At 59.5% G+C, this 26,141-nt stretch carries 22 protein-coding genes and 1 riboswitch; of the genes, 5 read left to right on the top strand and 17 right to left on the bottom strand.

The window, feature by feature from the left end; translation table 11 throughout:
- Nucleotide 1 precedes the first annotated feature (1 nt).
- The 9 genes from VCA57_RS13870 to thiC form a co-directional block, all read right to left on the bottom strand.
- Complete coding sequence (locus VCA57_RS13870; protein ID WP_411185626.1) at nucleotides 2-556, bottom strand: TIGR02281 family clan AA aspartic protease; 555 nt, start codon at nucleotides 554-556, stop codon at nucleotides 2-4.
- Nucleotides 553-1,533: an esterase-like activity of phytase family protein gene (locus VCA57_RS13875; protein WP_411185627.1), complete on the bottom strand. Its 981-nt coding sequence runs from the start codon at nucleotides 1,531-1,533 to the stop codon at nucleotides 553-555. The genes VCA57_RS13870 and VCA57_RS13875 overlap by 4 nt, the downstream gene beginning before the upstream one ends.
- Nucleotides 1,533-3,437, bottom strand: a complete 1,905-nt coding sequence (gene parE, locus VCA57_RS13880; protein WP_411185628.1) for a DNA topoisomerase IV subunit B — start codon at nucleotides 3,435-3,437, stop codon at nucleotides 1,533-1,535. Before parE ends, VCA57_RS13875 begins: the two co-directional genes overlap by 1 nt.
- 15 nt (nucleotides 3,438-3,452) lie before the next feature.
- A complete protein-coding gene (locus tag VCA57_RS13885) occupies nucleotides 3,453-4,064 on the bottom strand; it encodes a YqiA/YcfP family alpha/beta fold hydrolase (protein ID WP_411185629.1) in 612 nt (203 codons plus the stop codon).
- A gap of 66 nt (nucleotides 4,065-4,130) precedes the next feature.
- On the bottom strand, nucleotides 4,131-4,952 hold the full coding sequence (gene cpdA / locus VCA57_RS13890; protein WP_411185630.1) for a 3',5'-cyclic-AMP phosphodiesterase: 822 nt from the start codon (nucleotides 4,950-4,952) through the stop codon (nucleotides 4,131-4,133).
- Between the two features lie 200 nt (nucleotides 4,953-5,152).
- Nucleotides 5,153-5,620: a DUF1249 domain-containing protein gene (locus VCA57_RS13895; RefSeq protein ID WP_411185631.1), complete on the bottom strand. Its 468-nt coding sequence runs from the start codon at nucleotides 5,618-5,620 to the stop codon at nucleotides 5,153-5,155.
- Nucleotides 5,611-6,213 (bottom strand): NUDIX domain-containing protein, encoded by a 603-nt coding sequence (locus VCA57_RS13900; protein WP_411185632.1) that lies wholly within the window; start codon nucleotides 6,211-6,213, stop codon nucleotides 5,611-5,613. Before VCA57_RS13900 ends, VCA57_RS13895 begins: the two co-directional genes overlap by 10 nt.
- A gap of 167 nt (nucleotides 6,214-6,380) precedes the next feature.
- Nucleotides 6,381-7,670: a putative hydroxymethylpyrimidine transporter CytX gene (gene cytX, locus VCA57_RS13905; protein ID WP_411185633.1), complete on the bottom strand. Its 1,290-nt coding sequence runs from the start codon at nucleotides 7,668-7,670 to the stop codon at nucleotides 6,381-6,383.
- A gap of 76 nt (nucleotides 7,671-7,746) precedes the next feature.
- Nucleotides 7,747-9,657 carry a phosphomethylpyrimidine synthase ThiC gene (thiC, locus tag VCA57_RS13910; protein ID WP_411185634.1) on the bottom strand — a complete coding sequence of 637 codons (1,911 nt, stop codon included), beginning with the start codon at nucleotides 9,655-9,657 and terminating at the stop codon, nucleotides 7,747-7,749.
- A 92-nt stretch (nucleotides 9,658-9,749) separates the two neighbouring features.
- A riboswitch (TPP riboswitch) is annotated at nucleotides 9,750-9,856 on the bottom strand.
- A 216-nt stretch (nucleotides 9,857-10,072) separates the two neighbouring features.
- Between thiC and VCA57_RS13915 the strand changes: the two genes are divergently transcribed.
- Nucleotides 10,073-11,512 carry a TolC family outer membrane protein gene (locus VCA57_RS13915; protein WP_411185635.1) on the top strand — a complete coding sequence of 480 codons (1,440 nt, stop codon included), beginning with the start codon at nucleotides 10,073-10,075 and terminating at the stop codon, nucleotides 11,510-11,512.
- A 72-nt stretch (nucleotides 11,513-11,584) separates the two neighbouring features.
- On the opposite strand, the gene waaA is transcribed toward VCA57_RS13915, so the two are convergent.
- Nucleotides 11,585-12,871: a lipid IV(A) 3-deoxy-D-manno-octulosonic acid transferase gene (gene waaA / locus VCA57_RS13920; protein WP_411185636.1), complete on the bottom strand. Its 1,287-nt coding sequence runs from the start codon at nucleotides 12,869-12,871 to the stop codon at nucleotides 11,585-11,587.
- Between the two features lie 48 nt (nucleotides 12,872-12,919).
- Entirely contained in the window at nucleotides 12,920-13,804 is an 885-nt protein-coding gene (locus tag VCA57_RS13925; RefSeq protein WP_411185637.1) for a LysR family transcriptional regulator, read from the bottom strand.
- Between the two features lie 88 nt (nucleotides 13,805-13,892).
- On the opposite strand from VCA57_RS13925, the gene VCA57_RS13930 reads away from it, so the two are divergent.
- From VCA57_RS13930 to VCA57_RS13945, 4 genes are all read left to right on the top strand, one after another.
- Nucleotides 13,893-14,225 (top strand): DMT family transporter, encoded by a 333-nt coding sequence (locus tag VCA57_RS13930; RefSeq protein WP_411185638.1) that lies wholly within the window; start codon nucleotides 13,893-13,895, stop codon nucleotides 14,223-14,225.
- Between the two features lie 316 nt (nucleotides 14,226-14,541).
- A complete protein-coding gene (locus VCA57_RS13935) occupies nucleotides 14,542-15,714 on the top strand; it encodes an NAD(P)/FAD-dependent oxidoreductase (RefSeq protein WP_411185639.1) in 1,173 nt (390 codons plus the stop codon).
- Complete coding sequence (locus VCA57_RS13940; protein ID WP_411185640.1) at nucleotides 15,714-16,529, top strand: aldo/keto reductase; 816 nt, start codon at nucleotides 15,714-15,716, stop codon at nucleotides 16,527-16,529. The genes VCA57_RS13935 and VCA57_RS13940 overlap by 1 nt, the downstream gene beginning before the upstream one ends.
- 63 nt (nucleotides 16,530-16,592) lie before the next feature.
- Complete coding sequence (locus VCA57_RS13945) at nucleotides 16,593-17,495, top strand: metal ABC transporter ATPase (RefSeq protein WP_411185641.1); 903 nt, start codon at nucleotides 16,593-16,595, stop codon at nucleotides 17,493-17,495.
- Nucleotides 17,496-17,560: 65 nt separating this feature from the next.
- On the opposite strand, the gene VCA57_RS13950 is transcribed toward VCA57_RS13945, so the two are convergent.
- The 6 genes from VCA57_RS13950 to msbA form a co-directional block, all read right to left on the bottom strand.
- The gene (locus VCA57_RS13950) at nucleotides 17,561-18,769 is read right to left on the bottom strand and encodes an acyl-CoA dehydrogenase family protein (RefSeq protein ID WP_411185642.1); all 1,209 of its coding nucleotides are present in this window, start codon (nucleotides 18,767-18,769) and stop codon (nucleotides 17,561-17,563) included.
- A gap of 13 nt (nucleotides 18,770-18,782) precedes the next feature.
- Nucleotides 18,783-20,066 carry an acyl-CoA dehydrogenase family protein gene (locus tag VCA57_RS13955; protein WP_411185643.1) on the bottom strand — a complete coding sequence of 428 codons (1,284 nt, stop codon included), beginning with the start codon at nucleotides 20,064-20,066 and terminating at the stop codon, nucleotides 18,783-18,785.
- Between the two features lie 110 nt (nucleotides 20,067-20,176).
- A complete protein-coding gene (gene hldE / locus VCA57_RS13960) occupies nucleotides 20,177-21,598 on the bottom strand; it encodes a bifunctional D-glycero-beta-D-manno-heptose-7-phosphate kinase/D-glycero-beta-D-manno-heptose 1-phosphate adenylyltransferase HldE (protein ID WP_411185644.1) in 1,422 nt (473 codons plus the stop codon).
- Between the two features lie 65 nt (nucleotides 21,599-21,663).
- The gene (locus VCA57_RS13965; protein WP_411185645.1) at nucleotides 21,664-23,064 is read right to left on the bottom strand and encodes a PIG-L deacetylase family protein; all 1,401 of its coding nucleotides are present in this window, start codon (nucleotides 23,062-23,064) and stop codon (nucleotides 21,664-21,666) included.
- Between the two features lie 2 nt (nucleotides 23,065-23,066).
- Complete coding sequence (locus VCA57_RS13970; protein WP_411185646.1) at nucleotides 23,067-23,963, bottom strand: GNAT family N-acetyltransferase; 897 nt, start codon at nucleotides 23,961-23,963, stop codon at nucleotides 23,067-23,069.
- Entirely contained in the window at nucleotides 23,963-25,783 is a 1,821-nt protein-coding gene (gene msbA, locus VCA57_RS13975; protein WP_411185647.1) for a lipid A export permease/ATP-binding protein MsbA, read from the bottom strand. Before msbA ends, VCA57_RS13970 begins: the two co-directional genes overlap by 1 nt.
- Nucleotides 25,784-26,141 lie beyond the last annotated feature (358 nt).

Genomic DNA, 26,141 nt, shown 5'->3' on the forward strand with positions numbered 1-26,141 from the left:
CTCATTGCAAAGTGGATTGTTGCGAAAGGGGTTGTTGCGAAGTTGTCTGGCGCAGCATCAAGGTGCCACCGCGCTGGGTAAATTCGAGTTGTTTCAGGGCGCTCATGCCCAGCAATACCTCATCGCCGCCCATACCGGGGGCAATCAAAGCCTCTACATCAGTCAGGACGATATCGCCCAGTTGCAAACGCTGCAGGCGGGTACGGTGCGCCGTGGCACGACCATTGGCGGTATTGATAGTGATCGCCGCGCCGGTCTGCAACCCCAGGCGCTGCGCCACCTCGATCGGCACCGCGACCTGAGTGGCACCGGTGTCGAGCAAGAAGGTCACCTCCTCGCCATTAATTTTACCGCCGGCCATGTAGTGACCTTGACGACTGCTCGCCAGGTGCACCTCCACATAGCCACTGCCATGCAGCGACTCGGGCGCACGATTGGGGTTGCGCTGGGCATCCTCCCAATCACCAAAGAACTTGGTCGCCAACAGCAATGCCGCGCCCCAGGCCAGTACTAGCATCACCCGCCCGGCACGTTTTCCCGCTGGCTGAGCACTCAAGGCTGACCGTCCCAACCGCCCTCAGGTGCGGCAAAACGCCAGACAATCGGCCGTGACTCACCATCAGCGCGGCTATAGCTGCCGTTATCGACGCCAATCCAGGCGCCGTCCTGATCCACCCACAGAGCCTCAGCCATACCGTAATCCGGCGGATAACGGCGCTCAGGCGTAAGTGCCTCGGCGGCAAATGACCAACATTGCTCGACCTGGCCACTGCTGAGATCGCGCCGGCAAATGCGATAGGCCTGGCGCTCAAGGGTGAAGAGTTTTTCGTTGTGGAAAGCCAAGCCTGAGAAGTCCCGCGGCTGCTCTCTACCACCCAACGCTTCAGGTCCAGACTCCGATCCGGCCTCACTAAACAACACACAGCCGCCCGTACAGCGCCAGACCGCTCGCTGCTTATGTGCCACCAGCAGGCCACGGCGCATGCGCTCAGCCGCCAGGTACAGGCGCTCACCAGCCGGATCGACCGCAATACCCTCAAACAGCGAGTTGAAATGCAGCAACATGCCACTGGCACGTGCCTGACGCAGCAAACTCTGAGGCAACTGCAGCCAGTTTGGCTCCCCGACAACAGGCAACTGCAACACAGCAGCCCGCCCCTCACTGACCAGATAACGATTACCGACGGCGTCGCAGCTTATCCCTTCGAAATCCAGCTCACCGCCGCGCACCAGGCCCGCGACCCAACTGCGCATGCGCAAGCCCCAGGGCAAGCGCATATCCGGCGCAGGCGGTGCAACAAAAGCCTCAGCGGTGGCTTGCCACTGCAGATCGTCCGTCTCTAGGCGGTAGAGTTGCTGATCATCGCGATCAGAAACCGCCCACAGCGCGCCATCGCACCACGCCAGACCAGACAAATTGCCGCCACTCATCCCTTCAACCGCGTGTTCATTGAGCAGCTTCAGTTCTTCTAGAGGCGCGGCAGCCAACACAGACGAGCAACACAGCAAGCAGGCGGCCAATAGCCGCTGCATCAGAGCAGCACCTCGGCCAGGTTTCCTTTCGACTCCAGCCAGGTTTTACGGTCACCGGCACGCTTCTTCGCCAGCAACATATCCATGATTTCCTGCGTGCCCGGGTAGTCTTCCAGGGTCAGCTGCACCAGCCGCCGCGTGTTCGGGTCCATGGTGGTTTCACGCAGTTGCGGTGGGTTCATCTCACCCAGACCTTTAAAGCGTGTGACCTGCGGCTTGCCGCGACGCTTCTCGGCCACCAGGCGTTCAAGAATGCCATCGCGCTCCGCCTCGTCCAGGGCGTAAAAAATCTCTTTAGCCAGGTCAATGCGATACAGCGGCGGCATCGCCACATAGACATGGCCGGCATCGACCAACGGACGGAAGTGACGCACGAACAACGCGCAAATCAATGTGGCGATGTGCAAGCCATCGGAGTCAGCGTCGGCCAGGATGCACACCTTGCCGTAACGCAGTTCGCTAAGGTCCGCAGAACCTGGGTCAACGCCAATGGCCACGGCGATGTTGTGCACCTCTTGGCTGGCCAACACTTCGCTGCCATCGACTTCCCAGGTGTTGAGGATTTTGCCGCGCAGCGGCAGGATCGCCTGGAATTCTTTGTCCCGAGCCTGCTTGGCCGAGCCACCAGCGGAGTCACCCTCCACCAGAAACAACTCGGAACGCATCGGGTCTTGGCCCGCGCAATCGGCCAGCTTGCCCGGCAGTGCCGGACCTTGGGTGATACGCTTGCGCTCTACCTTTTTACCGGCTTTGAGACGACGATTAGCGTTACTGATCGCCAGCTCAGCCAACTGCTGGCCCAGCTCAGGATGCGCGTTAAGCCACAGACTGAAGGCATCTTTGACCACACCGGAGACAAATGCAGCAGCCTCACGGGAGGACAGGCGCTCCTTGGTCTGCCCGGAAAACTGCGCATCCTGCATCTTCATCGATAAGACGAACGCGATGCGCTCCCAGATATCTTCCGGTGCCAGCTTGACGCCACGCGGCAGCAGGCTGCGGAACTCGCAGAACTCACGCATGGCATCCAGCAAGCCCTGCCGCAGACCATTGACGTGAGTGCCGCCCTGCGCGGTGGGAATCAGGTTGACGTAACTTTCCTGCACCGTATCGCCGCCTTCCGGCAGCCACAGCAAGGCCCAATCTACAGCCTCCTTGTTGCCTGCCAGGCTGCCGCAGAACGGCTCATTAGGTAGCCGCTCAAACTCGCTGACGGCATCGACCAGGTAGGAACGCAGGCCGTCTTCATACATCCACTCGACTTTCTCACCGCTGGCTTTGTCTTCAAAGCTGACAGACAGCCCCGGGCACAGCACCGCTTTGGCCTTGAGCACGTGCTTGAGCCGGCTGACCGAGAATTTGAAGGCGTCGAAATACTTGGCGTCCGGCCAAAAATGCACGCTGGTACCGGTATTGCGCTTGCCCACCGTACCAACCACAGCCAAGTCGCTGGACTTATAGCCGTCGGCAAAACTCATCTGGTACTCGTTACCGTCACGTTTGACGGTGACAATCACACTGGTCGACAACGCGTTGACTACCGAAATACCCACACCGTGCAAACCGCCAGAGAACTGGTAGTTCTTGTTGCTGAACTTGCCGCCGGCATGCAGCTTGGTAAGGATCAGCTCAACGCCTGGCACACCCTCTTCCGGGTGGATATCCACCGGCATGCCACGACCGTCATCGAGCACTTCCAGGGAGTTATCTTCGTGCAGGATCACCTGGATCGATTTGGCGTGACCAGCCAGTGCTTCGTCGACACTGTTGTCGATCACTTCCTGAGCCAGGTGATTGGGCCGGCTAGTATCGGTGTACATACCCGGGCGTTTGCGCACCGGGTCGAGGCCAGAGAGGACTTCAATGGCATCGGCGTTGTAAGAGCTAGAACCTTGCTGGGCCATGGGGTCTCTTGTTCGTCAATTGAGAGCGGAAAAGTCGATATCCTGCCACAGGTGGCGCGGAATACCGGCGAAAGCAAAAAGCATCGGCAAGCGCTCGACAAAGCCTTGAAAGCCGTGATCACCGCCGGCCTGAATACGCAGGGCGGCCTGACGGTAATAATGCGCCGCATCGCGGTAATCGAGGGTTTCGTCGGCAGTCTGCAACCACACCTGATAACGCGCGGGGTCCTGCAGAGACAGTACATCCAGCTCGGCCAGGGCCGTCACATGGTCGGCCGTCAACTCCCAGGTTTCGTCGCTGTAATAGTTCTTTTGCGGCCCCAGGTAACCGTCAAAGCGCAGATGCGGGCGCACGGCGGGGTTAATCAATAGTGCCGGCAGCCCATGACGCTCGGCTAAATGGGTCGCATAGTAGCCGCCCAACGAGCTGCCAACCAGTACGGGGCGACCAAGCTCGGCAATCAACGCCTCAAGTTGGCCAATCGCCTGACGCGGATGATGGTGCAGAGCCGGCACCCGTAACTGTTCGGCAAGGCCGAGTTGCGCCATGGCGCGCCGCAACTGGCTGGCCTTGAGCGATACCGGAGAGCTGTTAAGCCCGTGGATATAGAGAATGGATTGGGTCATGGGGCGGGAGGCTAACCGGTTGCGGCAGCCGGCTGCAACCGGTTAGCCACAGCGCTGCACAGTGCCTCAATAGCCTTTGATGGTGTAATCAATGTCGAACTTGATACCCGTCACACGCGACACCCCTGTTTCCAGGTGGCCATCATCGAACAGGCGCAGCCAGCGATAGCCGGGAGCAGTTTTATCGACCTGAAACTCTTCGCTACCCGGGGCGAACTGCACACAGGTTGACGGCGATGCCAGCAGACGGATCGGGCCGCGCTGCTGATCAAGCTCCTGATGAATATGCCCCCAGAGCACCGCCCGCACTTGACTGAAGCGCTCCAGCACAGCAAATAAGGCCTCGGGGTTGCGCAAGCCGATGGGCTCCATCCACTTACAACCGATGGACACTGGATGATGATGCAAACAGATCAAATGATGGCGTTCGGGCGCTTCACTCAGTGCGCGCTCCAATAGCGCCAACTGCTGATCACTGAGATAACCGGGCACGGCGCCAGGAATAGAGGAGTCAAGCAGGATCACACGCCAGTTGCCGAGATCAATCACGGGCTCCAGCAAGTCACTGCCTACACAGGCAGCCTGCATAGCGGGCACTTCATCATGGTTACCGGGAAACCAGCGAGCGGGCGCCGGGATAACAGCAGTCGTGTCACGAAAACGCCGGTAAGACTCGGCACTGCCGTCCTGTGAGAGGTCACCACTGGCCAGCACTAAATCGATCTGCGCCTGCTCCTGCAGCACACGTTCAATCACCTGCTGCAAACTGTCTTGGGTGTCCATACCCAATAGCTTGCCTGCTGCATCGGCAAACAGATGACTGTCGGATAACTGCACCAGCAGTACCGAACGATCAACAGCAGTGGTTTTAGTCGGCAAGCCCGGCAAGACCGTCTCCTTGAGCAGAATGCTTGGATTATGCTGGCAGCCCAGTTAACGGTAAACCCGCGAAAGGGGAATAGGTCACAGAACACTGGCAGTAAAACCAACACCAACCCTAAGACTGGCGCCCATTTCACTCACGCGACGCGATAAAACCAGAGGCAGAATCTTAGGTTAGCGCGTCAGCGCGAGGTCACTGCCGGCACTTAGCGAACCGGCGCGGGCTCGTGACCGCAGGCCAAGCAATGACTCAACCACTCACCAAGAAACAGGTTGAGCTGGGTCTTTTCGTCCGGCTGGTGCATGGCCTCATTGGGGTAGGGATAGCTGCCACGAAAGCGCCGCGCACGCTGCGCGCCAATGACCTCCGCCATGCGCGCATCGTGGTATACGCGCACTTCCATTTGCGGCACCGGCAACCAGTGCAGGCTGTGCTCCTGCCGCACTTCGATAGTCGAGGTGTAAGGGCAGGTCTCCAGCACCTCCAACGCCAATACACCGAGCTGCTGCTCGCCTTGGCTCAACGCTACCCGACGCGCCTGCTGATACGTGTCCGTGCCGCTCTCGCGCATCGTCGGCAACAATTGCATCAGGCGCGCATAGTTGGCCTCGCAAGCAGCTTGCAGCTCGACTAGATCGACCCGATAACGCTCGCGCAACAGATTCACAACCACAGCCCCCGCACTTCGGCGCGATTCAGCGCCAGCCACTGCAGCGCCATGATGCTTGCCGCATTGTCGATGCGCCCGTCCTTGACGGCATTCAGGGCATCTTGCAGAGGCCAGACATGCACACGAATGTCCTCACCCTCCTCCGCCAGGCCATACACACCGCCAGCGCCCTCACTGTCACAACGCCCGACATATAAATGCACGCGCTCGTCTGAACCACCGGGCGATGGGTAGTACTGGGTGACCGGCCATAATGAAGTCAGCGATAGATTGGCTTCCTCCAGCGCCTCACGGCGGGCCACTTCTTCCGGTTGCTCATCCTTGTCGATCAAACCGGCCACCAGCTCCAGCAGCCAGGGATTGGCACTTTTCTCCAGCGCACCGATGCGAAACTGCTCAATCAACACCACGCAATCGCGCTGCGGATCGTAGGGCAGCACACACACGGCGTCGTGCCGCACGAACAACTCGCGGCTCAGCTCAGGCCCCATACCGCCAGCAAACTGACGATGGCGCAAACGCAGGCGATCAAGCTTATAGAAGCCGCTGAAGCAGGCCTCGCGCTCGATCACTTGCACATCATCTTGAGCATTCATCGCACACTCCAAAAACGTGACTGACGCGACCGTCGACGGCATTGCCCGTCCGCGTATTCAGCACAGCTTACACGCTGTTTCAAGGTGCCTGGCAAGCCGCAATTACCTCTACCAAGCAAACAGCGGCGCAGCGCTGCCACACGGCGGCCACAGCAAAAGCCTAACGCTCAGCTGATCGCCGCCAGGCGTTTGCGGCTCAGCCCACCCAACAGTAACTGTAGCCCTGCTGCCAACAAAAACGCCGGCAGGGTGGCACCGATTTCCGGCGAGTAATGGCTGAGCAGGTGATACATCGCCGCGCCACTGCCCCATGCCAGCAAGGTGTCGCCACGCCAGGCACAAACAGGAGCAAGTTCAGCGCGGCGACGGCGCAGAATAAAGTGATCAACCAACACTACGCCAAACAGCGGCGCAAACACTGACCCGATCAACAACAAGAAATTCTCATACTCAGCCAGCGGTGCCAGCCAGGCAATCAGGGTGCACAACACGCCAATCGCCAGAGCCAATACTTCAACCCGTAGCGGCAGCACGATACCGGCAGACACCGCAGCAGAATGGATATCAGCGAAGGCGTTTTCCGACTCGTCGAGCAAAATTAGCAGCAGCGGGATGCCCAAGCCAGCACCGGCCAGCGCCAGCAGCAAGGCGTTGGCCTCAGCACCGCTAGCAAAGGCCAAGGTGTAGGCCACACCCAGGCTCATCAGCCAGACATTGCCGAGGAAGAAGCCCAACGCCGTACCACCAAACACCCGCACCGCGCTTTTGCCGAAGCGCGAGTAGTCGGCAATCAGCGGCAGCCAGGACAGCGGCATGGCAATCGCAATGTCAAAGCCCAGGGCAAATGGCATCGAGCCATCGCCGCCACGCGCCCAGATGCTGGCCAGATCGGCCTTGTCAAACAGGTTCCAGCTCAGCCACAGGCAGGCACCGAGCAGTAACCAGATACCCCACTTACGCAATATTTTGCGTACAAAGGTCAGCGGCCCGGTGACCGCCAGCAGGGTCGCAAGCGCACCAAAGAACAATGTCCACAGCAACGGATTATTCCAGCCAGTGCCTGTACCGAATGCACGCTCAGCCAAAACGCCGGCGGCATCGCGCATCACGATGATCTCGAATGCGCCCCAGCCGACCAGCTGCAGCACATTGAGCAGAGCCGGCAGCAACGCGCCCTTACTACCCAGGCTAAGCTTCAAAGCCGCCATGCTGGAGCGCCCGGTGTCGCTGCCGATGACGGCAACAGCGCCAAGCAACAGTACGCCGACGACCGTACCGCAAATAATCGCCAGTAGTGCGCCGCTCATGCCCAGCCCCGGTGCCAGCAAAGCCCCAAGTTGCAAGACCATCAAGCCAATGCCCAGGGAGAACCACAGCGAGAACATGTCCCGCGCGCCTAGCACGCGCTGATCACTGCCCACGCTCTGGTGCGGCGAGTAGGTGTTAGTCGTTATCACGATAAAAGCCACCTCAGAAAGTTAAAAACCACCCAAGGCGCAAACCCTGAGTGGTGTTTCGATCAAACCAGCGTTGTTAGACCTTGTGGTACAGCTCGCTGCCTTGCGACTTAAACTCGGCAGCCTTGGCCTGCATGCCCTGCTCTGCCTCATCCAGCTCCAACGCGGCGATGCGCTGCTCTTCGGCGTAGACGCGCACTTCCTGGGTGATCTTCATCGAGCAGAATTTCGGCCCGCACATCGAGCAGAAGTGCGCGACCTTCGCCGAGTCCTTCGGCAGGGTTTCATCGTGATACGAACGGGCGGTATCGGGGTCAAGGCCGAGGTTGAACTGGTCTTCCCAACGGAATTCGAAACGCGCCTTGGACAGGGCGTTGTCGCGGATCTGCGCGCCCGGATGGCCTTTGGCGAGGTCGGCTGCGTGGGCGGCGATCTTGTAGGTGATGATGCCGGTCTTCACATCATCCTTGTTCGGCAGGCCTAGGTGTTCCTTGGGAGTCACGTAGCACAGCATGGCGCAACCGAACCAGCCGATCATCGCCGCACCAATGCCCGAAGTGATGTGGTCGTAGCCCGGCGCGATGTCAGTGGTCAGCGGGCCGAGGGTGTAGAACGGTGCCTCATCGCAGCACTCCAACTGCTTGTCCATGTTCTCTTTGATCAACTGCATCGGCACGTGGCCGGGACCTTCGATCATGCACTGCACGTCGTGTTTCCAGGCGATCTTGGTCAACTCACCGAGGGTTTCCAGCTCGCCAAACTGCGCTTCATCGTTGGCGTCGGCAATCGAGCCCGGACGCAGGCCATCGCCCAGCGAGAAGCTGACGTCGTAGGCCTTCATGATTTCGCAGATGTCTTCAAAGTGGGTGTAAAGGAAGTTCTCTTTATGGTGCGCCAGGCACCACTTGGCCATGATAGAACCACCACGGGAGACGATGCCGGTAACCCGCTTGGCGGTCATCGGCACATAGCGCAGCAACACCCCGGCGTGGATGGTGAAGTAGTCCACACCCTGCTCGGCCTGCTCAATCAGGGTGTCGCGGAACAACTCCCAGGTCAGTTCTTCAGCCGCGCCGCCAACCTTCTCCAGCGCCTGATAGATAGGCACCGTACCGATTGGCACCGGCGAGTTACGGATGATCCACTCGCGGGTTTCGTGAATGTGCTTGCCGGTCGACAGATCCATAACCGTGTCCGAACCCCAGCGAATACCCCAGGTCAGCTTGGCTACTTCTTCTTCAATCGAAGAACCCAGTGCCGAGTTGCCGATATTGCCGTTGATCTTCACTAGGAAGTTACGGCCGATGATCATCGGTTCCAGTTCAGTGTGGTTGATGTTGGCCGGGATGATCGCGCGACCACGAGCGATCTCGTCACGCACGAATTCCGGGGTGATGACTTTCGGCACGCTGGCACCGAAGCTGTGGCCGGCGTGTTGCTGATCGAGCAGGCCAGCGGCGCGTGCCACTTCCAGCTTCATGTTCTCGCGGATGGCGACGTATTCCATCTCGGCGGTAATGATGCCTTGCCGGGCGTAATGCATCTGGCTGACGTTAGCCCCTGCCTTGGCGCGGCGCGGGTTATTCACGTGGGCAAAACGCAGCTTGGTCAACTCGGCATCAGCGAGGCGCTGCTGGCCGAAGTTGGAGCTCAGACCTGGCAACCGCTCAGTGTCGCCACGCGCCTCAATCCACGGCGAACGCACATCAGCCAAACCTTTGCGCACGTCGATCACCACGTTCGGATCGGTGTAGGGACCGGAGGTGTCGTAGACCATCACGGGAGCGTTGACCTCGCCACCGCTCTTTGTTTCAGAGAATGCAGTCGGCGTGATATCCAGGCTGATTTCCCGCATCGGCACCTGAATGTCCGGGCGCGATCCCTGCACATAGATTTTCTGCGAACGCGGGAAGGGTTGGATCGACTGCAGGTCAACCTGAGCGGACTCGCTCAGCAGCGGATTCAGACTTTGTTGTTGTGTGCTCATCGGCGGCTCTCCAGGGCTATATGTCGGAGCGAACCTGGACGGATGGGCGGCGAGAGGCGCACCTGGAGCGGCGCAGAGGCTTGCCAGAGAATAGGCGAGCACATCTTGTTCCCTACGCAGGCCTTAACCTGATCAGGTTCAACGGGATCCGGCAGTAGCCAATCTCAGCCCCTCAATTAGGGCACCCCGACAAGAACGCGGCCAGTCTAATCAACCCAGCCCAGTAAAACCAACCTAAGCGCCAAATAATCACAACCCACGCATCGGATCATGGCCCAAGAGCCTTATCCGCATGATTGTTGCAACCAAGCAACATAGCTTGTTGCAAACTACACTACGCCTGCCATAACGGCGCTTGACCCCCCAGGCACGGCCCCTTAGCCTTGCCGATTACCGCCAAATCCAGGATCACCTCATGTTGCGCAGACTCTCTCTGGCTCTCGCCGTGGCCGCCGCGTCCACCGGAATGGCCTGGGCCGAACAAGCCCCGCTGTCCACCAAAACCAACCTTGTCACGGTCTACCAGGAAGCTGCAGCGAACAACGCCGACCTCGCCGCCGCCCGCGCCGACTATCAAGCACGCAGTGAAGTGGTGCCCCAAGCCCGCGCCGGCCTGCTGCCGAACCTCTCGGCCGGGGCTAACCTGAGCGACACCCGCACCCAAATCGACTCGCCCGCTAACACCAGCTCACGCAGCGGCATGGTTTACCAAGCCAACCTCAGCCAGCCGCTGTTCCGCGCTGACCGCTGGTTCCAGCTGCAAGCAGCAGAGGCGAGCAACGAGCAAGCGGCGCTGGAATTGTCGGCCACTGAGCAAAACCTGATTCTGCAAAGCGCCGAGACTTACTTCGCGGTGCTGCGCGCGCAAGACAACCTGGCCTCGACCAAAGCCGAAGAAGCGGCATTCAAGCGTCAGCTGGATCAAGCCAACGAGCGCTTCGATGTTGGCCTGTCGGATAAAACCGATGTACTGGAAGCTCAGGCGGGTTTCGACACCGCCCGCGCCAACCGCATCATCGCCCAGCGCGAAGTTGAAGACGCCTTCCAGGCGCTGATCACCCTGACCAATCGCGACTTCAACTCCCTGGAAGGTATCGAGCACAGCCTGCCGATCCTTGCGCCAACACCGAATGACGCCAAGGCCTGGGTCGACACCGCGGCGGCGCAGAACCTCAATCTGCAAGCCAGCAACTATGCCGTTGAAGCCGCTGAAGAAACCCTGCGCCAGCGTAAAGCTGGCCACGCACCTACTCTGGATGCCGTAGCCAGCTACCAGAAAGGTGACAACGACAGCCTCGGCTTTAGCAACAGCGCGGCCAGTATCAACCGCTTCAGCGGCGACGTGGAGCAGCGCTCAATCGGTCTGCAGCTGAACATCCCGCTATACAGCGGCGGTCTAACCAGCTCCCAGGTACGCGAGTCGTATCAGCGCCTCAACCAGACCGAACAGCAGCGTGAAAGCCTGCGCCGCCAAGTGGTACAAAACACCCGCAACCTGCACCGCGCGGTGAACACCGACGTGGAAACGGTGCAAGCACGCAAGCAGTCGATCATCTCCAACCAGAGCGCCCTGGAAGCCACCGAAATCGGCTACCAAGTCGGCACCCGCAACATCGTTGACGTACTCGATGCTCAGCGTCAGCTCTACAGCTCGGTGCGCAACTACAACAACGCACGCTACGACTACATCCTCAACAATCTGCGTTTGAAGCAAGCGGCTGGCACCCTTAGCCCCGATGACCTAAATGCCCTGGAGCGTTATCTGAAGTCCGACTACAACCCGGATAAAGACTTCCTCCCGCCAGACCTGGCCAAAGCAGCCGAAGTTCAGTTGCGCAACAACACGCAGTACTGAGTTGAGTAAAACGAAAAGCCCCGCTGGTTTTGCCAGCGGGGCTTTTTATTTGACGCGACTATTCAGTACAAACTACTTGCCGAGCAATCGCCCCAACCCTGCCAGCAATCGTTCCAGCGCACCTTGATTAGCCTGCATCACCGCCAACCCGGCATCACGCATCGCCCGCACCGCTTCAGGCTCACGCCATAATTGCGCCACGCGCTGCGCCAGCGCGTCGGCATCCACCACTTCGCTCAGTGCACCGGCACTGCGCAACTGCGCGGCAATCTCCAGAAAATTGAACAGGTGCGGGCCGCTCAGCACCGGTTTGCCTAGGGCGGCAGGTTCCAGCAGGTTATGCCCGCCATTGGCCACCAAGCTGCCGCCGACAAAGGCGATATCGGCAAGGGCATAGAGAAACAGCAGCTCACCCATGGTGTCGCCAAGCAGCACCTGATCAGCGGCCTGCAGCGGCTCAGCGGTAGAGCGTCGCCGCGTGCTGAAGCCTTGTCGCAGACACAACTCGAACACCGCACTGAAACGCTCAGGGTGACGCGGCACCAGAATCAGCAAGGCATTGGGGGTTTGCTTGAGCAACTGACGATGGGCCGCCAGGACAATTTCATCCTCACCGGCGTGGGTGCTTGCAGCAATCCATACCGGACGCGACCCGGCGTGCCACTGCTCACGCAAGGCAGCGGCGCGTTTGAGCAAATCAGGATCAATCGTTAGATCGAACTTGATCGAACCAGTCACCTCTACGCACGCCTCCCGTGCACCAAGGCTTTTGAAGCGTTCGGCTTCTACTGCCGTCTGCACAGCAATCAGATCCAACTCGGCGAGCATCGGCGCGGTGAGTTTGGCAAAGCGCGCATAACCACGCGCCGAGCGCTCGGACAATCGCGCATTGGCCACCGTCACCGGGATGCCGCGCTTGGCGCATTGGTGAATATGGTTGGGCCACAACTCGGTTTCCATAATCACCGCGAGCTTGGGCTGCGCGCGAGCGAGAAAGCGCGCCGCCGCCCAAGGCAGGTCATATGGCAGGTAGCAATGTTGCACACGCCCGGCGTATTCGGCAGTGCCGAACATGGCCTGAATGCGCTCTGAGCCGGTCGGCGTCATGCAGGTCATGGTGATTGGCATATCCGGGTAGCGCTGCAGCAACTCGCGCACCAGTGGCGCGGCAGCGATGCTTTCACCCACCGACACGGCATGCAGCCAGATACCACCGGGCTTCAGCGGCGGCAGGCCTAGGGCAAAGCGCTCGCCGATGCGTTTGGCATAGGCCGGCGCCTGCCAGGCACGCCAGGCCAGCCGCCCGGCCACCAGCGGCAAGCCGAGATGAAACAATAGGGTATAGAGGCTTCTATTCATGGCGCGCAGCTTATGCACTTTGGCCAACATCGTCGAGTCACGCGCGCCTCAACCAATCGCCTGCAAATGCTCGGCGAAGCACTCAGCCAACCACAACGCCGCCGGCCCGAGCGCCTCATCACGCCGACAAACCAGCTCAACCACCAATGGCGGTGGGGTCCAGTCACTGCTCAACTCAACCAGTTGGCCTTGATAGGTTGGGTACTGTACGACATGGCGCGGCAGCCAGGCCCAGCCCAAATTGCGCATCAGCAGTTCAGCCATGGCGTAGAAGCTGTCGGCACGCCAAACCGAGGGGCTAAGCTGCTCACCGCCGGGGTAATGACTGTCCTGTGGAGCCATCAACAGCTGTCGATGGCGTGCCAGCTCACGCCGATCAACATGCGCGAAACCAGCCAATGCATGCCCAGCGCCACACACCGTAACCATCTCGATGGTGCCCAGGCGCTGACGTTCTAATGCATCGGGCATCTGCTCATGGTGAAACAGCAGGCCGAGGTCAGCACGATGTTCCAATAGCTTGCGTGCCACATCGCCCTGAGCGCCACTGGCCAGTTGTACCTCCAGCAGCGGGAATTGCTGGGCCAGCGCCTCAAGGCTGTCGAGTACCGGCTGATAGGGCATTGCCTCATCCTGAGCCAAGCGCAGGCACACTTCCTCACCACGCACGAGGCCAAGCGCCCGCCCCTCAAGACGCTGGCATTGGCGCAACACCTCTCGCGCCTCTTCCAGCAAGGCCGAGCCGGCATCGGTCAGGCGCGGCTGGCGGCCGCTGCTGCGCTCGAACAGGCGCACCCCGAGATCATCCTCCAGTTGTGCAATCGCATTACTCACCGCCGATTGCGCACGCTGCATCTGCCGCCCGACAGCAGAGAACGACTGCCCCTCAGCCACACTGACAAACAGGCGAATCTGCTCCAAGTTCCACTGCATTACCCATCTCCATACTAGATAGGTAATGACTTTATCCCATCCATCCACACACTAGAATGGCCGCCAGACCACTACGGAGGCCAGACCCATGGGCGGCTATCTCTACCTCGCTATTGCCATCACGGCTGAAGTTATCGCCACCACCTCGATGAAGGCCTTGGATGGTTTCAACAAACCTCTGCCGCTGTTACTGGTTGTGATCGGTTACGGCATATCGTTCTGGATGCTCAGCCTGGTGGTGAAGACCATCCCAGTTGGCGTCGCGTATGCGGTATGGGCCGGCCTGGGCATTGTGCTGGTGAGCATTGCGGCGGTGTTTCTCTACCAGCAGCGCCTGGACCTGCCAGCCATGCTCGGCATGGGGCTGATCGTCGCAGGGGTGGTGGTGATTCAGCTTTTCTCGCAAAGTGTCGGGCATTGAGAACCTGCCCAACGCCTGCTGCGCGTCGGCCCTACAGCGTTAAAAACAGGCTCGGCAAGCCGCTTGTGGCTAACGCGCTTCAGCGCGACCCGAAGGGCGAGTGAAACGAGTAATGCTCATTTACACCAGTAAACTCCGCTTGATTCGCTGCGCTCACCCTTCGGGCCAGCCTACGGCTGTTACTTCGTTTCACTGCATTTCTCGCCTGTTTTTGCCTTGCATGGCTCTAGCTCGCGAGGCGTTGAACAAGCTCCAAGGTAAGGTACTAGCGCAAGCGGGTTATACTGCGCGCCTGTTTTCCCGGTGAGACGCATGCATGTCCCAGGCATTAAGCACTGATGTTTTGATCGTCGGCGGCGGTATCGCTGGTCTTTGGCTGAATGCGCGCCTGCGCCGCCAGGGCTTTGCCACCGTTCTGGTGGAGAACGCCAGCCTCGGCGGCGGACAGAGCGTGAAATCTCAGGGCATCATCCATGGCGGGGCCAAATACGCCCTGCACGGCGCGCTGACTGGCGCATCCGAAGCCATCGCCGATATGCCACGGCGCTGGCGTGAAGCTCTGGATGGCAACGGCGAGCTGGACCTTACTGGTGTGCGTTTGTTGTCCGATGCCCACTACTTATGGTCGCCCGGCAGCTTGGCCGGCAATATCACCAGTTTCTTTGCCAGCAAGGCGGTACGTGGCCGGGTTGACCAGGTCAAAGGCGAGCAACTGCCACCGGCCCTGCAACACCCGAAATTCAAGGGCAAGGTCTACCGCCTGGCCGAGCTGGTACTGGATGTGCCGAGCCTGATCAGCCGCCTCAGCGAGCTGGCCGGTGATGGCCTGCTGGCTGCCGAACGCATCGAACCGCTGCGAGAAAATGGCGCGCTGGCTGGCCTGGTAGTCGATGGTCGCGAGATTCGTGCGCAGCGCATCATTCTTAGCGCCGGCCGTGGTAATGCCGAGTTGCTGAGCGCCCTAAGCATCAAGCAACCCGCACAACAACTGCGCCCGCTGCATATGGTGCTGGTCAAGGGGCCAACCCTGAAGCCGCTGTATGCCCACTGCCTGGGCAGCGGTCCCAAGCCTCGCGTGACTGTTACCACACACCCGGCGGCCGACGGCCAGTGGGTCTGGTACTTGGGCGGCGACCTAGCCGAAGCCGATGGCGTCGCACGCGATGAAGCCAGCCAGATCAAAGCGGCGCAGAAAGAACTCAGCGACTTGCTGCCATGGGTTGACCTCTCCGCAGCGCAATGGGCCACGCTGCGGGTGGAGCGCGCCGAGCCGGCGCAGTCCGGCCTGGTACGCCCGGACAACGCCTTCTTGCATGAGCAAGGCAACCTGTTGGTGGGCTGGCCGACCAAGCTGGCTTTGGCACCAGACTTTGCTGATCGCGTACTGGCAGTCCTCAGCCGTGACGGTATCCAACCCACCCAGCAAGCACCACTGCCGTCGTTACCGCGCCCCGCCGTTGCCGCGCCCGCCTGGGAGGAGTTGTTCTGATGCAGCCATTGCACAGCCTGCACAACCTGCATCGCCCGCTGGGCGCAACCGGACTGCTGGTTTCGCCGCTGGGGCTGGGCACGGTTAAGCTGGGCCGTGATCAGGGGGTGAAGTATCCCAACGGCTTCACCATTCCCGATGACGCCGTCGTCCGCGAACTGCTGGCCCAGGCTCATGATCTGGGCATCAATCTGATCGACACCGCACCGGCCTACGGCAGCAGCGAAACCCGCCTCGGCCCGTTACTGCGTGGCCAGCGCCAGCAGTGGGTGATTGTCAGCAAAGTGGGCGAGGAATACGAAGACGGCCAGTCGCGCTTCGACTTCAGCCCCGCACACACACGCTTCTCCGTGGAGCGCAGCCTCAAACGCCTGGAAACCGATTTTATCGACCTGGTATTGGTCCACTCAGACGGTAACGATGTGGCGAATCTGCGTGATAGCGGCGTTTACGAAACGCTGGCTGAGCTCAAGCGCGAGGGCAAGATTCGCGGCTTCGGCCTCTCCGGAAAAACCGTCGAAGGCGGCCTGCTGGCACTGCAGACAGGCGACTGCGCGATGGTCACCTACAACCTCAATGAACAAAGCGAGCAGGCCGTACTCGACTACGCAGCCCTGCACGGCAAAGGCATTTTGATCAAAAAGGCCCTGGCCAGCGGACACGCCTGCATGGCAAATGAAGACCCAGTACGCGCCAGCTTCGAGCTAATCTTCCGCCACCCGGCGGCCACCAGCGCCATCATCGGCACCATCAACCCGCAACATCTGGCACATAACGTAGCCAGTGCAGCCGCAGTAATTAAGGGTATTGTCTAAGCGTTTACGCGCAACCCACTATGCCAAGCTCTCAGGCCTTACTCATGCTCGCGAGGAGTTGCAATGCCGCGCACCCTGATCCGTAAAGACCCCAGCAGCTTCAAGACCCTGCAGCTGTTTGTCGACGCCAGCCCGGAAGGGCTGACGTATCAAGGCACAGGCATGCCGCTGAACTTCACCCAGATGCTGGAGAAACGTAAGCCGGTGAGTGTGCCGGACAGCCAACGTTTTGCCGTAGAGCTGGCCAATCTGGGGGTTTCGGTGCGCTTGACCCTCAATTGGCAGGGCCGCGAATACTGGGTGCTGGTGCGCCAGCGCCGCGCGGATCGCGGCGATGTGGTGCTCAAGCTGATCTCAGGCTACGTACCGGCCCATGAACTCAACCTGCCCTTGCTCACCGCAATTCAGGAAGTAGCCGAAGAGTGCCTGCTGGAAACCCCCGAAGGCTGGCTGGGCGGACGCTTTGGCGACACCTGGCTGCCGACGCCTTACCAAAAGAGCCTGCACTACCGGGAAAGCACGCATTTCAGCCTCAGCTCGCTATCGGGTGCGGCGCGCCCGGTGCAATGCGGTAGCCTCAAGCTACTCGAACGCCCGCGTGCTTATGTGCACCTGCCGACTGCCTCGCTGCAACTGGTCTATGACTTACGCCTGGACCTGCCCAAGGACACGCAGCAGCTCAGCCTGCTGCATGTCGATGAACACCTGGAGAACGGCCAACTGATCGCGCGCCTCAACCGCACTCGGCCCGACCTGTTTCTTATCCCGCTGGCGCAGGGCCGCCCGACCACCGAGCTGCTGACCCTGAAACAAGGCCAACTGCTGCCGGCCAGCACGCGCGGCCTATGGCTGGCGGAAAGCTTTGCCCCCCAGGACGGTTGGTTGGTAAGCGACGAGCGTATCCGCTGGAAGGATTGGCTGGCACTGCAGAGCAGCACTGCGCAGGCACAAAAAAGCCCCACCTAAGCAGGGCAAAAAGAGATTGCTTCAAAGGCACACCGGATGAGCAGCCCTCACCCGGTGCAAAGCCACTACTTCAATTCGCTGGAACTCTTGCCCAGCAAGCGCCGCGCGACGATCAGTAGCTGGATCTGCTGAGTGCCTTCGAAGATGTCGAGAATCTTCGAGTCGCGCGCCCATTTCTCCAGCAGCTCATCCTCGCCATAACCCAACGCCCCGGCCAACTCGACACACTTGAGCGTCACCTCGTTGGCCACACGCCCGGCTTTGGCCTTGGCGATTGACGCTTCCTTGGAGTTGGGTAGCTTGTTGTCGGCCATCCACGCGGCTTTCAGGGTCAGCAGGCGGGCGGCTTCCCATTCAGCTTCCAGGCGATACAGGGTGGCCTCGGCGTGGCTAACGCTGAGCAGCGGCGTGCGGTAGTCCAGCTTGCAAACCTTCTTTAGCAGCTCGCGGGTACGATCCAGCGAGGCCTTGGCTACGCCGACCGCCATACCTGCCACCAGCGGCCGGGTGTTGTCGAAGGTTTCCATCACCCCGGCAAAGCCCTTCTGCACATCGATCTCGGGATTACCCAGCAGGTTGGCCACCGGCACCCGGCAGTCGCTAAAGCTGATCGCTGCAGTATCCGAGGCTTTGATGCCAAGCTTCTTCTCCAGCCGCGTCACCGCCATACCGGGCGTACCGTGCTCGACCACAAAAGACTTAATCGCCGCACGCCCCAGGCTTTTGTCCAAGGTGGCCCAGACCACCACCGAGTCGGCACGCTCGCCGGAGGTGACATAGATTTTCTCGCCATTGAGCACGTAGTGATCGCCATCCCTGATCGCCGTGGTGCGAATCGCCGCCGAGTCAGAGCCACAACCCGGTTCGGTAATCGCCATGGCCGCCCAGGTGCCAGCGAAGCGCGCCAACTGTTCGTCATTGGCCACAGCGGCAATCGCCGCGTTACCCAGGCCTTGGCGCGGCATGGCCAAGAGCAGGCCAACATCGCCCCAGCACAGCTCCATCACCCCGAGCAAAGCGGACATATTGCCGCCGTTCTTGATGCCCTCCTGCTGCTCACGGGCCGCGCCACGCTTGCTCGCCGAGGTGGCACCAATGGCATCCGGCGAGCCGGCATTCATGCCATCAAGCAGCGCCGCGAGTAGGTCCAGCTCCTTGGGATAGGCGTGCTCAGCTTTGTCGTACTTGCGCGAAATTGGGCGAAAGTAATTCTCGGCTACTTGGTGGGCCTGATTGACCAGGCCACGAAATTTCTTGGGCGTTTCCAGATTCATAATGATGCGCCCCTTAGAGCTGTAGGCCGCCGGCCATAATTGCCAGCGCACGCAAATCGCGATACCAGCGCTCGGCTGGATGTTCTTTGGTAAAGCCGTGACCGCCGAGCAGTTGTACAGCGTCGGTGCCGATCTTCATGGCCTTTTCACTGCACAGCAGACGTGCCAGATAGGCTTCACGGCGGAACGACAAACCTTGCTCGGCGCGGGCGCAGGCGCGCCAAACCATCAAGCGCATGGCATCGATCTCCACGGCGATGTCCGCGACCATAAAAGCCACGCCTTGGCGATGGCTGATCGGCTCGCCAAAGGCCACCCGCTCATTGCAATACGGCACCACATAATCCAACGCCGCCTGTGCCGTGCCAACGGCCAGCGCGCACCAAGCCAGCCCGGCATAGTCAAGAAAGCTCTGGTAGTTGAAATCCGTAGCGGCGAGACGCGCCTCTTGCGGCACCTTGACGTTGTTCAGACGCACGCGTGCGGTGCTGCCAGCTTTCAAGCCCATGGCCGGTTGCGGGCTACGCTGCAAGCCCTTGGCACCGGCCTCGACAATAAACAGCGCCGGGCCATCTGCCGCCTGCGCTGCGATGATCAACTGGCTGGCATCCATACCGCGTAGCACCAGGCACTTTTCACCACTGAGGACGTAGTGCTTGCCGCGCTTGCGCGCCCGGGTTGCGAGTTTCTGCGGATCAAACAGCGGCGTCGGCTCATTGACCGCGATGGCCATGACCGGTGCCGGCTCAGCATCGACAAATGCCGGCAGCCAACGCGCCTGTTGCGCGGCATTGCCCCAGCGACGAATACAGTTAGCCGCTGACAACGGCACCAACAACGCCGCCGCCAAGGACAGATCGCCCTTGCCCAACGCTTCGGCGATCAGGGCATTGCTCAGCGTTGTACGCTCCCCCGCCATACCGCCCTGAGCCTCGCTCACGGCGTAGTGGGTCAAGCCCAACTCATGAGCCTGGTTGAGCAGTGCGGCGGGCAGCGCCGCCTGCTCATCGGCGTCATGGGCCAGCGGGCGCAGCACTTCGCTGGCGAAGGCTTCGAGCATCTCCACCAACATCTGCTGCTCATCGGACAGCGACAGATCGAATAAAGCGTCGGGATCGACCGGGCGCGGCAATTTAGCGACTTTGCCCGCACGCTGCGCGGCGGCACGAAAGCTCGCGCGGCTGCCGGTGTAGATAAATTTCTCGAAGGGTTTACGCAGTTTAAAACGGTCTGGCCAGTCAGCCTGGGCGACTCGATTAAGCACTGCCAGGGCACGGCCCTGTACGTCGGAAGTCATGGCATCTCGCTCCACACGGGGGATGCCGATGATCATGCGCGTGGTCGCGCCAAGCGCCTATGACCGCGCCGCCGCCAGCGACTGGCAAAACAGCCAGTCGCCTTGGGGGTTTATTTGCTGCGGATCTTCTCAACGATGGCGGTGGTCGAGCTGTTTTCCACCAGCCCCAGCACCCGAACTTCGCCGCCATAAGCGGTGACGATATCGGCCCCGACCACCTGCTCGATGCCGTAGTCGCCGCCCTTGACCAACACATCCGGCTTAACCACGCGCAGCAGGTTTTCCGGGGTGTCTTCGCTGAAGCTTACGACCCAATCCACGGCACCCAAGCCGGCGAGCACCGCCATGCGCCGATCCACCGCATTGATCGGGCGCCCCGGGCCTTTCAAGCGACTGACCGATGCGTCATCGTTGACCGCCAGCACCAGACGGTTGCCCTGAGCGCGCGCCTGTTCCAGATAGGTCACGTGGCCGGCATGCAGGATGTCAAAGCAACCATTGGTGAAGACAATCGTCTCGCCATGGGCGCGGGCATCTTCAATGGCCAGCAACAACTGATCAAGGCTCAGCACGCCACGCTCGGAACCGGCCTCGCGCTGGATTGCGCGACGCAGTTCAGGCGCGCTGATGGCGGCCGTGCCGAGCTTCCCCACTACGATGCCTGCCGCCAGGTTGGCCAGGGCAACAGCCTGCGGCAGCTCCTCGCCGGCAGCCAGGCTGGCAGCCAGAGTGGAAATCACCGTATCGCCGGCACCAGTTACATCAAACACTTCGCGGGCACGCGCCGGCAGATGCAGCGCTGGATGCTCGGGCCGCAGCAGAGTCATCCCGTGCTCGCCACGGGTGACCAGCAACGCGCCCAACTCCAGCTCCGCCATCAAAGCCGCGCCCTTAGTCACCAACTCGGCCTCATCAGCACAATGCCCGACAATCATCTCGAACTCGTGCAGATTCGGCGTAATCAGGCTGGCACCGCGATAAATCGAAAAATCCTTGCCCTTGGGATCGGCCAGCACAGCAATGCCTTTGCTACGCGCCAACTGCACCAGGGTTTGATGGTTCTGCAGAGCACCCTTGCCGTAATCAGACAAGACCAGCACTTTGATACCAGCCAATTGCGACTCGACGCTGGCGGCCAAGGCCGCACTGTCGGTACGGAATTGCTCTTCGAAGTCCATGCGCAGCAGTTGCTGATGGCGGCTCATGACACGCAATTTGACGATGGTGGGCTGATCTTTGATGCACTGAAACAGGGTTTTAACCCCGACCGCCTGCAGGCTGTTGCTCAGGCTATCAGCGGCCTCATCCTGACCGGTTACACCGATCAATACCGCAGGCGCACCGAGGGCGGCGATGTTCAACGCCACGTTGGCGGCCCCGCCTGGACGGTCTTCGATCTGCTCGACCTTGACCACCGGCACCGGCGCTTCCGGCGAAATCCGCGAAGTACCACCATGCCAATAACGATCAAGCATGACGTCGCCCACCACCAGAACAGCGGCTTGGTCGAAACGCGGCATGGATACTTTCATAAACACTCCAGAAGCGGCTAAAGCAGATCGCCGCAGATCATAACATTTGCAGGTAAATACTCCGGCTAGTCGCCGAGCGTACGCACCCAGAACAATTCATGTCGACGCACCGCTTTGCGAAAGAACTCATCCTCCCCAGTCGCCGGCCAACGGCGGCCCGCCAGCACGCGCTGGATCAATCGGCGAATGCGCCGCTTGAGCGGCAATGCGCCTTGTAAGTCATGCTGCATGGCCAAGGCCATGGCCTTATCCAGCTGTTGCGCAGCATCCAACGTGGGGCTCCACAAACCATCAGCCGGTAGCGCTTCAATGGCTGGCGGCAGGGCAATGCCGAACCCTGCCGGGCCCATTGGCCAGCGGTCGTTGTCATGCAAGTGGTTGGCGTACAGCAAGAGGGTTTTCGGCTTCCAGGCGCTCAACTCGATAGCCTCCAGAAGTGCCTGGGTGCTGGCGACATGGTCGCTATGCGGGTCCAGCTGCGGATGCGGAGTGACTACGATCTCAGGCTGAAAATGCTCAAGGCTTGCCACCAAGTCGGCGAGCAGATTACGCCAGCTGGGTACGCCATCAACATCACCCGGCAGAGGGATTGCATTGGCAGCACGCACGCTGCGAGTATCGCTCTCAGCCGACTCACGCGAGCCCACGGCCAACTCAGGCTGCGTCTGCATCGCAGGGAGCTGCAGGCAGTAATAGCCCAGTTGCAAACACTGACTTTGCGGCACACCGCCCCACAGCGGCACGGCCAGGCTGTCCCAGCTACGCAGGCGCCCTTTGAGCCGCGCGGCGGTCGCCTGATTCAAACCCAGCACCTGATAGGCTTCAGCCTCAATCTCACCCTGAGTCAGAGTCACAATGCTGACATCGCATGTCCGGCTATACAGACCAAACGCTGCCAGTTCGGCGTCGTCGGCATGCGGCGCAATCACCATCAGGCGCTGCTCGGCGTAATCCGGATTACGCAAGGCATATAGCGTCATCTGCGGATCAATGCGGCAAAAACGACCACGCAGCTCCAGCTTGCCAGTGGCTAACAGCGCGCCCTGCCCAGACAGATTCAGGTAGCGACGACCATTCACGCCGCGCTCAAAATCCTGCCGATCCTCGCCAATCAGCACATAAGGATCCAACCAGCGCCCCAGCCAGCCGGCCTTGAGCTGTACTTGCAGCAGCAAGGTGTCGGCACTAGCAATATCGCCATCGACGAACAGATGTCCAGCCTCGATGCGCCCAGCTAAAGCCTGCACATCAGGAGCAAAAACATAGTTGTAATCATCGTTAGGGGCGTAGAACAGGTGATCGGCAAACCAGGCCTCATGCGCAACCCAGCCCACCAGCAAGAGCAAGGGCAACCACCACCAAGCGACAAAAACGCCCATCAGCAGTAATGCAGCCAGAGCCAGCAGCAGTGCGATACGTTTTTGTCGTCGATGGCGTTTGAGAAGCGCCTGCTTACGTCGAGGCATAGTCAAACCTGATAGACCGGCACGCGGTTGCACCAACGGTCTTTGTATTCGCGATCAGCTCGGCCAAAGGAATAGCGCAGCGGTTTACCCAACGCCCGAGCTTCAGTCCAGGCTGTTTGGGTATTAATAAAGCTAAGCACGCTGCCAGGGCTGAACTCGCGGTTTTGTGGGTCAACACCACCGTTGATGTATTCCACACTGACCCACTGCGGTGCCTCGACGCGGTAGAGCACTTGAATCGCCACGGGCTGATCATTCAGATAGATCAGCGAGCCGGTCATAAACTCGCGCAGCAAGGCGAAGACCTCAGCAAGATGCTCCTTGCCGGTAGCCTCAAACCCCCAACGACGCTGGAACAGATCCGCGTAGATCAACGCCTGCTCAGCGGAGCTCAACTCAAGCATCGGCCGAATAACCCCGCCAGCCTCTTCTAGCAGGCGCTGTTCGCGGCGCTGGTTGTAGCGGAATTTCTTGCTGTACTCCTCAGGCTCGCGGGCCAGGGCCAGGCCTTCTGGCTGTTCGCGCAATGTAACGATGCGCTCGGCGTTTAACGGCGACAGATAACGCACGCGATGCCTAAGCGGCACTTGGGTTGTCGCAGCGATTGGCAAAATGATCTCGGCATTACCTAAATCAAACAGGCCACGCTTGCCCTGCTGTTTAAGCACATCCTTAGCCAACGCCAAATACCGCCCCCATGCTGGCAAGGCCGCGCGCAATTCGCCCTGCTCGAACCAACCCAGGTAACGCACCGGCAAACCAGCAAGCCCTGCTAAGCGCTCAACAACCTGCGGATGAGTAGCAACACTGCCACCAAAACGTTGCCAGGCCTTGGCATAAGTGGCGGCATCAATCGGCGTCCAGCCACGCTCACGCCAGACGCGTAAATGGTTGAACATCAGGTATTTCGCTCTAGCGAAAAAACACCATCGCCATCGACAAAATCCCGTTCATGCAGACGTGCGTAGTAACCGTTCTGCGCAAGAAGTTCGACATGCGTACCACGCTCGACGATGCGCCCCTGGTCCATTACAAGAATCAGGTCTGCCTTCTCAATTGTGGATAGACGGTGGGCGATCACCAGGGTAGTGCGCCCCTTCATCACTTCATCCAGCGCCGCCTGAATATGTCGCTCCGACTCAGTATCTAAAGCAGAGGTAGCCTCGTCTAGAATCAATAAAGGGGAGTTTTTCAGCAGCGCTCGAGCAATTGCCAATCGCTGCCGCTGTCCACCAGACAAGAGAACCCCATTTTCACCGACCAGTGTGCCGTAACCTTGCGGCATACTCTCAATAAACTCGGAAGCATAAGCTGCCTCCGCAGCTTGGCGCACGTCATCAAGCGGCGCGCCCTGCAAATCACCATAGGCAATGTTGTTGGCCACCGTATCGTTGAACAGCGTCACGTGCTGAGTGACTAGGGCGATATGACGGCGCAGGTTCAACAGCTTGTAGTCTTCAACATCCAGACCATCGAGCAAAATCTGCCCCTGACCATGGTGATAAAAACGCGGAATCAGATTAGCCAAGGTCGACTTGCCACTACCTGAGCGCCCTACTAGAGCAACCATTTGCCCTGGTTCAGCAACAAAACTGATGTCGCTTAGTACCGGCTTTTCGCTGCTATCGTATTGAAAGCTCAGATTGCTCACCTCCAACCGCCCGCTAACCCGCTCACGCTCCTGAGTTCCTAGATCCACCTCGGGCGTTTCATCTAGCTGTTCGAAAATACTTTCCGCGCCAGCCAACCCTTTCTGGACGGTCGAACTCACCTCAGACAGCTGGCGAATCGGTTTAGGCAGCAGGCCGGCAAGAGTGATGTAGGCCACCAGATCCCCTGCCGAAGCGTCACCACGCATAAATAGAACCAAGAACATCAGCACTGCCATGGCGCTATAGATCACCAATTGCAACATCGGCGTATAAACCGCCGAGGTTTTGGTCATGCGTAGTTGTTTTTCCGTGTTACCGCTACTGGCCTCGAGAAAACGCTCCTGCTCGTAGGCTTCGCCACCAAAACTGCGTACCACGCGATATCCTTGAATAGTTTCCGAGGCCACATGGGTAACATCCCCCATAGCTACCTGAATTTTCTTACTCTGTTTGCGAAACTTTTTGCTGGCGCTAGTCACCATTAAGCCGATAACCGGAAGAATGGCAACCATCACCAATGTCAACTTCCAGTTCATCCACAATAAAGTGGCAAACAGGAAGATCACTGTCATGCCCTCCCGAATGACAACTTTGATTGCATCCGTGGCAGCGCCAGTGACCATCGTCACGTTGAAGGTAATACGCGAGATCAAGTGACCGGAGTTATGGCTATCAAAATAGCGATTAGGCAGCGTCAGCAAATTATTGAACAATGCAACACGCAGATCATGGACTAATCCCAAAGACACCTTGGCCAGGAAGTAATTACCCAGGTAGGAGCCTACTCCCTGCCAAAATGCGATCAGCACAATCAGCAGCGGTACAGCCTGCACCAATTGAAGATCCCGCAAATAAGGTACGCTTGGAAACAAGGTAGCATCAGGGTTGGAAAGACCGTCGACAAAATATTTGAGGATGTACCCAAGCATCGGCTGAGTTGATGCAAAGATTAGAAAGCCTAGAATACTCAGCGCAAAAAAACCTAGGTAAGGACGAATATAAGAGAGTAAGCGCAGGTAGATTTTCAGGCTCGATGACGAGTCCTGGCTTGCAGCTTTTCCACTCATAATTCCATCCACACTCAGTAAAAACGGAATATTAACATAGCCCACCTAACCTGCGATTAACTGCCACCCACGACATGCTAGCGAGCTAAAACTTTACGGCTAACGCACTCGCGCGGCATCACGCTCTGCCAACGCCCCAGCCCTGCTAACTTGTTGTGGCTCAATGATTCTGGACACCCCGATAGGGCGTTAAGCTTCGCCCAGCAATGAGGCATTTAGGATGCTCTGAAGTAGCCCTGTATTTCCGGTCGACTTCAGCCCTTGCTGATTTTTAAAACGGCAACTGACCAAAAAACGATCAGTATCTCGCATATTTCAGTGTTTTTAGCCGCTGCGAACGCTTCGCAGCGGCTATTCC

The organism is Pseudomonas sp., assembly GCF_046581935.1.
In the GTDB taxonomy this organism is placed as follows: domain Bacteria; phylum Pseudomonadota; class Gammaproteobacteria; order Pseudomonadales; family Pseudomonadaceae; genus Aquipseudomonas.

Excerpts from the sequence above, each read along its gene's own strand:
- hldE (WP_411185644.1), bottom strand. The coding sequence starts at position 21,598 with ATGAAAGTATCCATGCCGCGTTTCGACCAAGCCGCTGTTCTGGTGGTG.
- VCA57_RS13970 (WP_411185646.1), bottom strand. The coding sequence starts at position 23,963 with ATGTTCAACCATTTACGCGTCTGGCGTGAGCGTGGCTGGACGCCGATT.
- VCA57_RS13900 (WP_411185632.1), bottom strand. The coding sequence starts at position 6,213 with ATGAATGCTCAAGATGATGTGCAAGTGATCGAGCGCGAGGCCTGCTTC.
- VCA57_RS13955 (WP_411185643.1), bottom strand. The coding sequence starts at position 20,066 with ATGACTTCCGACGTACAGGGCCGTGCCCTGGCAGTGCTTAATCGAGTC.
- msbA (WP_411185647.1), bottom strand. The coding sequence starts at position 25,783 with ATGAGTGGAAAAGCTGCAAGCCAGGACTCGTCATCGAGCCTGAAAATC.
- VCA57_RS13935 (WP_411185639.1), top strand. The coding sequence starts at position 14,542 with ATGTCCCAGGCATTAAGCACTGATGTTTTGATCGTCGGCGGCGGTATC.
- parE (WP_411185628.1), bottom strand. The coding sequence starts at position 3,437 with ATGGCCCAGCAAGGTTCTAGCTCTTACAACGCCGATGCCATTGAAGTC.
- waaA (WP_411185636.1), bottom strand. The coding sequence starts at position 12,871 with ATGAATAGAAGCCTCTATACCCTATTGTTTCATCTCGGCTTGCCGCTG.
- VCA57_RS13950 (WP_411185642.1), bottom strand. The coding sequence starts at position 18,769 with ATGAATCTGGAAACGCCCAAGAAATTTCGTGGCCTGGTCAATCAGGCC.
- VCA57_RS13940 (WP_411185640.1), top strand. The coding sequence starts at position 15,714 with ATGCAGCCATTGCACAGCCTGCACAACCTGCATCGCCCGCTGGGCGCA.
- VCA57_RS13925 (WP_411185637.1), bottom strand. The coding sequence starts at position 13,804 with ATGCAGTGGAACTTGGAGCAGATTCGCCTGTTTGTCAGTGTGGCTGAG.
- VCA57_RS13930 (WP_411185638.1), top strand. The coding sequence starts at position 13,893 with ATGGGCGGCTATCTCTACCTCGCTATTGCCATCACGGCTGAAGTTATC.
- VCA57_RS13945 (WP_411185641.1), top strand. The coding sequence starts at position 16,593 with ATGCCGCGCACCCTGATCCGTAAAGACCCCAGCAGCTTCAAGACCCTG.
- thiC (WP_411185634.1), bottom strand. The coding sequence starts at position 9,657 with ATGAGCACACAACAACAAAGTCTGAATCCGCTGCTGAGCGAGTCCGCT.
- VCA57_RS13965 (WP_411185645.1), bottom strand. The coding sequence starts at position 23,064 with ATGCCTCGACGTAAGCAGGCGCTTCTCAAACGCCATCGACGACAAAAA.
- VCA57_RS13875 (WP_411185627.1), bottom strand. The coding sequence starts at position 1,533 with ATGCAGCGGCTATTGGCCGCCTGCTTGCTGTGTTGCTCGTCTGTGTTG.
- VCA57_RS13915 (WP_411185635.1), top strand. The coding sequence starts at position 10,073 with ATGTTGCGCAGACTCTCTCTGGCTCTCGCCGTGGCCGCCGCGTCCACC.
- VCA57_RS13885 (WP_411185629.1), bottom strand. The coding sequence starts at position 4,064 with ATGACCCAATCCATTCTCTATATCCACGGGCTTAACAGCTCTCCGGTA.